Annotated in this window: 8 protein-coding genes; 3 read left to right on the top strand and 5 right to left on the bottom strand. The window is 42.4% G+C overall.

Annotation, left to right across the window (positions count from 1 at the left end; translation table 11 throughout):
- Positions 1–140: 140 nt before the first annotated feature.
- The 4 genes from IQ229_RS06670 to dtd form a co-directional block, all read right to left on the bottom strand.
- On the bottom strand, positions 141–1,892 hold the full coding sequence (locus IQ229_RS06670) for a diguanylate cyclase (RefSeq protein ID WP_194042356.1): 1,752 nt from the start codon (positions 1,890–1,892) through the stop codon (positions 141–143).
- A gap of 144 nt (positions 1,893–2,036) precedes the next feature.
- Positions 2,037–2,540 carry a MogA/MoaB family molybdenum cofactor biosynthesis protein gene (locus tag IQ229_RS06665; protein ID WP_228013242.1) on the bottom strand — a complete coding sequence of 168 codons (504 nt, stop codon included), beginning with the start codon at positions 2,538–2,540 and terminating at the stop codon, positions 2,037–2,039.
- 94 nt (positions 2,541–2,634) lie between these two features.
- Entirely contained in the window at positions 2,635–2,976 is a 342-nt protein-coding gene (psb28, locus tag IQ229_RS06660) for a photosystem II reaction center protein Psb28 (protein ID WP_194042354.1), read from the bottom strand.
- Positions 2,977–3,079: 103 nt separating this feature from the next.
- Positions 3,080–3,532, bottom strand: coding sequence for a D-aminoacyl-tRNA deacylase (gene dtd, locus IQ229_RS06655; protein WP_194042353.1), 453 nt, complete (start codon positions 3,530–3,532; stop codon positions 3,080–3,082).
- Positions 3,533–3,727: 195 nt separating this feature from the next.
- Here dtd and IQ229_RS23775 point away from each other — a divergent pair, with 195 nt between their 5' ends.
- Positions 3,728–3,883, top strand: a complete 156-nt coding sequence (locus IQ229_RS23775; protein ID WP_228013240.1) for a hypothetical protein — start codon at positions 3,728–3,730, stop codon at positions 3,881–3,883.
- A 3-nt stretch (positions 3,884–3,886) separates the two neighbouring features.
- Here IQ229_RS23775 and IQ229_RS06650 read toward each other — a convergent pair whose 3' ends face one another.
- Positions 3,887–5,011 carry a CobW family GTP-binding protein gene (locus IQ229_RS06650; protein ID WP_194042352.1) on the bottom strand — a complete coding sequence of 375 codons (1,125 nt, stop codon included), beginning with the start codon at positions 5,009–5,011 and terminating at the stop codon, positions 3,887–3,889.
- A gap of 137 nt (positions 5,012–5,148) precedes the next feature.
- Between IQ229_RS06650 and cysS the strand changes: the two genes are divergently transcribed.
- Together cysS and IQ229_RS06640 are read left to right on the top strand one after the other, a co-directional pair.
- Positions 5,149–6,594, top strand: a complete 1,446-nt coding sequence (cysS, locus tag IQ229_RS06645; protein ID WP_194042351.1) for a cysteine--tRNA ligase — start codon at positions 5,149–5,151, stop codon at positions 6,592–6,594.
- Between the two features lie 119 nt (positions 6,595–6,713).
- A partial coding sequence (locus IQ229_RS06640; RefSeq protein WP_409339900.1) for a PmbA/TldA family metallopeptidase occupies positions 6,714–7,258 on the top strand: 545 nt, incomplete at its 3' end.

Below are 7,258 nucleotides of genomic sequence, written 5' to 3'. Positions count from 1 at the left end.
TTTAAAAACTGCTTTAATATAAAAAACAACTCCCACATCTTCAGGGAGTTGTTTTTTTATAGGTAAATTTATAAAGTCATGGAGTCAATCTAAAATCTAAAATTGTTTGACTGCTTGCGGTATTTTAAATTCTTTATTCTTCAATTATAAGTATTTACATATTCCCTAACTCGATTCTTTCCTGTTCGCTTTGCCTCAAGCATCGCTTGATTCGCCCGATTTAGAAAATCTTTAACTGTAATCCCTGGTTCTGATACAGCTATTCCAAAAGAAGCGGTGATGCTTTCGAGGAGCCGATCGCCGTCCTTCAATTGCATTTGTTCAATATCTACCCTTAATTGTTCTACTCGCTTTCTGAGCGTTTCCAGTGTCATATTAGGCATCACAATCACAAACTCTTCACCACCCCATCTGCAAGCAATGTCAAAGGAGCGAATAGATTTTAAAAGTAACTTTGCTAATCCCTGGAGAACAATGTTGGCAGTCACGTGTCCATAACGCGAGTTGTAAGACTTGAAGTTATCGATATCAAGAAAAATCATACTAAGAGGTTGTCCCGATCGTTCAGCTTCTGCTAGCCTTTGTTCTGTTATGCTTTCCATATAGCTTTGATTGAATAGTTGGGTCATCCCATCCCGCAAGTTTTCGTGGGTTAGACGTTGTTTAATCGATAGATTATTTAGTGCAATGCCTAATGTTCTAGCAATAATCTCAGAAGTTTGTCGATCTTCTGGACTGATTTCTTCAAGCGCATCGAGGTGTAAAATCCCAATTACTTCGCCTTGTGCAAACAATGGAACGCACAAATGTGTGCCGCTAACAGGCTGTATTAAGTGACTGCACATTAGTCCTGAATTACGAGGCGATAAAAGATTTAATTTTCCTCTCCGCAAAGCCCAACAATCAGATAGTGAAAATATTTCTTTACTCTTTCTTTCACCTCCCCAAAAACTATTCATCTGAACATAATTTTTAGAATTAGCAATTATATAGATAGAACCACTCATATTCGGAAATAGCTTGGAACACGTTAAAGCAAATACTTGATACACCTCATCTTCAGACTCGCAGGAATAAAGCATATCTGCCATATCTGAGAGATATATAAGTTCTCGTTTTTTTGCTTCCAATACCAGTGTTTTTTCTTCTAGCTGCCGATTTAAGTCAGTTAGCGATCGCTGTGCTTCTATAGATTCTGTAATATCAATACTGATCCCACCGATACGGTAAGCGCCCGTTGCGTAATCGCTAAACGGAAACTTAAATGATAGCCAGTAGCACGGCTGATCGTTACCAGGTATCTTTACCTCTTCAATCAGCTTCAAGGGACGTAGAGTCTTCAAAACGACTTGATCGTTTTCCATTAACCGCCGCCCTTCTTCTGGATCTGGCAAAAATTCAGTATCTGTCTTTCCCACCCATTCTTGTGCATCTACCGAAAATCTAGACTGTAGCTCCTGGTTGTAGTAGAGTATTCTAGATTGCTCATCTTTGATATAAGCTCCAAAGGGGCCATGATCTAGGAATAGCCGCTGCATTTGCTGGCTGCGTTGAAGTTCACGGCTATTTTGTTGAGATATGGCGATCGCTTCTAAAACTTGAAAAGCTGTCGGCATTAGGCAGAGTAATGCACATAATGAAATAAACGCCGTTAAGTCAAGTACGGCTAAGTGCAACAGCGACACTGCCGAATGTGGCTCAAAGACCGCCAATAGGTGATGCAATCCACAAAATAGTATGAATGCACCTGATAAGAAAAAGGCTAGCCTAAACTTAGAAGAGATAGTTGCCCTAGTTTTTGCAAAAAAAACTCCTATTATTGTCGGAATGCCAAAGTACGAAAATGCAGTGATGCCGTGAGCTATTATGCAATTCCAGTGAAAAAGCTGCATCATTAACCTGATATTAACATTTCATCCGTTTCACTATAATTCTGGGTAGCCTTAAGATGTAAGGATAGAAAGGATGATTTTAGTGCCTCATACTTTTGTTTTAGCTACATTGATCGTGGTAACTTTACTGAAAGGTTACTCATTTCAACCCTTACAAACCTGACTTACCAAGTGAGTGAGTTCGGGCAAAATGAGTTTTTCCATCGCCAGTCGCACAGCATTACTAGAACCAGGAAGCGAGAAGATTAATTTATTTTGATAAACACCAGCAACAGCGCGAGATGCGATCGCCCGCGAACCAATTTCTTGATAACTTAAAAAACGAAATAACTCACCAAATCCCGGCAAAGTTTTCTCCAGTAACTTCTCAATGGCATCGTAGGTGGTATCTCGTGGTGCAATACCTGTACCACCATTGAAAATTACAGCATCCAAATTTGCGCTTTTACTTAGATTTTCTATCTGTCCTTGAATTTGTGTTGGTTCATCTTTAATAATCGTGTAGGCTCCTACAGCATGGTTAGCACCAAGGAGTAACTGCTGAATTAGCTGACCACTTTTGTCTGTTTCAAAAGTGCGTGTATCACTGACAGTAACTACAGCACAAGTTACAAAAACTCCAGGCGAGTCTGGATGGGGTTGTGGCATTATATGTCACTCATGAACTTTTAATAATGGAGAATTGGGCATGGTAAATGGCGCATTGACAATTACCGATGCCCCATGCCCTATGCCCTATTCTTTATGCCTCATTTTTGCTCAGTCCCAGATCGTTTTCTTCAGCATACCGCTCCATGAAGCGCATAAAGCGCTCCCATTCTTGAGCAGATTTCATTACGTAAAGTGCTTCTAATTCTTCCGGTTTCCCGTTAATAAATTTAGCTTTAACTTCACGGGTAATTATCTCGCCTTCTTCGTCAATCAAGTACATTCCGGTAATATCTTCGGTAGTACCTTGATCTAAAATTTTCGGATTCGTAAAAATAAACGTCGCTGTACCACTATCCCCAGTACGCGATCGCGTCAAGCGCACATCTGGAGTTACCTCTTCGTCAAGACCTCTAGAAAACTGGATTTTCGCCATGATGAATGAATTTAAACTTTGGTGATGGTTAATTTAATATTCTCTCATCAATTAGAACACCACGGTCTAGAGGCTACTGTTATTCAGTTTTTAGTGTATATACTTAAATCGCTTCTTTTTCAAGTAATAAAGTTACGGGGCCGTCGTTTTCAATCGTAACTTGCATCATTGCACCAAACTTACCTGTTTCTACCTGCAACCCGCTAGCTCTTAACTTGATAACAAAACGATTATACAAATCTTCGGCCGATTGGGGAGCAGCTGAACGGTCAAAAGAAGGACGGCGACCTTTGCGACAGTCACCATAAAGTGTAAACTGACTGACAACTAACAAATCGCCGCCAATTTCTTGTATAGATTTTTGCCAGCGGTTGTCTCCTTCTTGGCCAGGAAACAGCCGCAATTCTAAGCATTTACGCACTATCCAGTCGATTTCAGCATCAGTATCGGTATTGGCTATACCTACAAGCAAATTTAGCCCATGCCCAATTTTGCTGATAATTTCACCATTAACTGTAACTTGAGATGATTTAACTCGCTGGATAACAACGCGCATTTTAATCTAAACGTTCATCAACGTTTCAATTTTAGAGTGATTGTATTCCCAAACCGCAAACTAAATAAGGTTTAGCTGAAGGTCGTGCTGAAGAAGTGCGGCGTGTAGCGATAAATTTGCTTCAAGAGGGAATCTCAGTGAAAATCGTTGCGAAAGTTACGGGGTTATCCGTAGAGCAGGTATAGCAGTTGGTAAGTGAAGAAGTTGGTAATACAGGAGAGTGAGGAAGCGATGTCTACGACGGGCTATTCGGTGTCGCTATTCTCTTATTTTCCATTGCTCAAAATTGATGGCGGAGCCATTGAGAATGCATTCCCAGGTGGAACCTGGGAACGAGTAGTAAACTCCTAACTTTTATTTGCCAAAGCCTTTACCGCGAGAGGTTGAAGGTAGACAAATGCATTTTTCAAGTTGACTAATTAAAGCCTCACGATCCAAATTTTGACCAATCAGCACTAGCTGATTTTTCAATTGACCTTTCCATTCATCATCATCCAAGGTGAAGCGTTTACCGCAAAGGTGGAAAATATGACGCTTCGGACTTTCATCAAACCACATAATTCCCTTGGCTCGGAAGATATTTGAGGGTAGCTGGTTATCTAAGAAATACTGAAACTTCCTAATAGAAAAAGGCTTGTCACTTTGGAAAGATATGGAAGTAAAACCATCGTTTTCTAAATGGTCAGAATGGTGGTGATGATCGTGGTGATCGCGGTCATGGTCATGATGATCGTGACCGCATGTTGAGTGGTCATGATCGTCGTGGTCGTGATGATCGTGATGTTCATGATCGTGATGGTCGTGTTCATCCACCACTGTGTCGAAATATTTATCCGATTCAAACAGACCAACACTCAAAATTAAAGGAAGTGGGACTTGCGATCGCGTCGCGCGGATAATTCTTGCTCCTTCCTTCACCTCGTTAATTTTTCTTTCTAACTCATTCAAAGTGGCTTCATCAACCAAATCAGCTTTGTTCAGCACAATTACATCGCCATAAGCAATTTGGCTGTATGCTGCCTCAGAGTTAAATAAATCTAGGCTGTAATTAGCCGCATCTACCACGGTAATAATCGAATCTAAGCGGGTTAAATCCCGCAATTCTGTGCCCAGAAATGTTAAAGCTACTGGTAGCGGATCTGCTAATCCAGTTGTTTCCACTACTAAATAATCTAGATTTTCTTGGCGTTCTAAAACTTTGTAAACTGCATCTACTAAATCATTATTAATAGTGCAGCAGATACAACCATTATTTAGCTCCACCATGTTCTCACCAGTGGAAACAATTAGCTCGTTGTCGATGCCAATTTCGCCAAATTCATTCACGAGAACAGCGGTTTTTAAACCCTGTTGGTTGTTGAGGATATGATTAAGTAAAGTCGTCTTCCCACTACCGAGGAAACCCGTAATAATTGTTACTGGCATTCCTTGTTTGGGCGTATCCATTGCCGAAGATTCGGGTGTAACTGCTGATTGCATAGCGCTGTTATCAAATAGTCAAAAAATAGTAATGTAGCGCAGATAGTCCAGAAAACACTAGCATAGGGATGCTGGACTGTCATCCCAGCTGCTTTACCCTATTATTACGTATCTCTCTATTTCAGCATTACTCTGTTATGACCCTAACCCTTTACAATACCCTCACCCGTCGTCAAGAACCGTTTGAAACAGTCGAAACAGGCAAGGTTAAGATGTATTACTGCGGTGTGACGGTATACGACTACTGCCATTTGGGTCATGCTAGAGCTTGCATCGTTTGGGATGTAATACGCCGATACCTCCAGTTTATCGGTTATGAAGTCCGATATATCCAGAATTTTACTGATATTGATGACAAGATTCTCAATCGAGCCTGTGCTGAACATTCATCGATGGAAGCCGTAGCCGATCGCTTTATCAAAGCATATTTTGAGGATATGGCGCGGCTCTCAATCAAAGAAGCTGATGAATATCCGCGTGCTACCCACACGATGAATGGCATTCAGCGATTAATTCATGAGTTGGAAAATAAGGGTTTTGCCTACCCTGCTGACGGCGATGTGTATTATGCAGTGCGGCAGTTTGCTGAGTATGGCAAGCTTTCTGGACGCAGGTTAGAAGATATGCAAGCGGGGAAAAGCGATCGCGTCAACATAGAAGATCCAGAGTACCAGAAAAAGAAAGACTCCTTCGATTTTGCTTTGTGGAAGGCAGCAAAACCGGGAGAACCTGCTTGGGAATCACCTTGGGGCGCAGGTCGTCCGGGGTGGCATATAGAATGCTCGGCAATGGTGCGCGATCGCTTGGGTGATACCATCGATATTCATGCTGGGGGTGCCGACTTAATTTTTCCCCACCACGAAAACGAAATTGCTCAATCAGAGGCTGTAACAGGAAAACCCCTAGCGCGTTACTGGTTACATAACGGCATGGTGACAGTAGATGGTCAAAAAATGTCCAAATCTTTGGGCAACTTTACCACTATTCGAGACTTGCTGGATCGAGGAGTTGACCCGATGGCAGTGCGGTTGTTCGTGTTGACCGCTCAATATCGCACACCAATTGATTTTACCGATGAAGCGATCGCCGCAGCAACCAACGGCTGGCACACCATTAAAGAAGGCTTACTCTTCGGCTATCAATACGGCAAAAAACTAGGCTGGGGAGTGAGAACTGCTTCACTACTCGCTGAAACTGTTGAACGCTTTCAAGAAACTGTGAATAACGACTTTAATTTTCCTGGTGGGTTAACAGTGCTGTTTAAACTAGCTAAAGAATTGGGCCGTGAAGGGCATATTCTTGTGCATGAAGGGAAAACCGAAACATTACCAGAGGAGTTACACCGGCAATGGCAAACACTCGTCACATTAGCTGGAGTTTTGGGTTTAGAAGCTGAGATAGAAGCAGAAACTCATACGAATAATGGTTTAAGCGATGCGGAAATTGAGGCGAAAATTCAGCAAAGGCAAGAAGCACGTAAAGCCAAGAATTTTGCCGAAAGCGATCGCATTCGTGACGAACTCCAAGCACAAGGTATTACGCTAATTGATAGCCGTGATGGTACGCGCTGGCACCGAAATTAGGGAGAGTTGGGAGTCGGAAAGCAGGGGAGCAGGGGAGAAATTGTAGTAAGTTTTTCCCCTCTGCCCCTCCGCCTCTTATGCCCAATGCCCCATTCCCCATTCTTTATTCCCCATTCTTTATGTGGTCTGAACTCAAAAAAGCGATCGCTAGTTTCGATATACCCGCTGATTGGATTGGTATTAGAGCCGTAAAGGAAACTTCTACTAACCGTTTAGTCCGTGACACCTTACCCCAACTAAACGGCAAATCCTTCACTGTCGGAGCCATGCTGGAAGTTTTGGTTAATGGCTGTCTGGGTTATGCAGCGACTAACTCTCTAGAACTGTCTTCCCTGCAAACCGCTGCCCAAACAGCCTACAAACAGGCACTAGCAGCCAGTGAGTGGTGGATACATCCCTTCCGTGAAAGTGAGCGCCCTAAAGTCGTTGGTGAATATAAATCTCCATTTCTTGAGCCATTGGATGCTCTGAGTCCAGGAGAAATCAACGATTTACTGGTTCGCATTTGCCAAACGCTGAAAGTTGACGACAAAATTGTGCAAACCATAGCCAGTGCCAGCACCACTGAGAGAGAATCTTGGTTTGTTAGCAGCAACGGCTCAGAAGTATATCAAAAAATTCTATCTATAGGCACTCATTATGGAGCCACCGCTCAAGATGGAGC

This window comes from Nostoc cf. edaphicum LEGE 07299 (assembly GCF_015207245.1).
In the GTDB taxonomy this organism is placed as follows: domain Bacteria; phylum Cyanobacteriota; class Cyanobacteriia; order Cyanobacteriales; family Nostocaceae; genus Nostoc; species Nostoc edaphicum_B.
Note: the sequence above shows the minus strand (reverse complement) of the source record. Positions and strands in the feature narration are given on the sequence as shown.